Annotated in this window: 1 protein-coding gene; it reads left to right on the top strand. The window is 50.0% G+C overall.

Features of this window, described 5'->3' with window-relative positions:
* A partial coding sequence (locus LD028_RS09560) for an endonuclease III domain-containing protein (protein ID WP_369414823.1) occupies nt 1–232 on the top strand: 232 nt, incomplete at both ends.

A 232-nucleotide genomic window follows, 5' to 3' on the forward strand; every position in this document is an offset into this window, starting at 1 on the left:
TCAGATGTACCCGGACGCTCACTGCGAGCTGAACTACACAACGCCGTTCGAACTCTTGATCGCCACGATTCTCTCGGCGCAGTGCACGGACAAACGGGTAAACGAAATCACCGGCCCCCTGTTCCAAAAGTTCAACAAGCCGGAGCATTTCATCCATTTGACGCAGGAAGAGCTGGAAGAGCATATAAAAGGGCTGGGTTTGTATAAAAATAAGAGCAAAAACATCCTGGAG

This window comes from Anoxybacillus sp. LAT27, from assembly GCF_022030075.1.
GTDB lineage: Bacteria > Bacillota > Bacilli > Bacillales > Anoxybacillaceae > Anoxybacillus > Anoxybacillus kestanbolensis.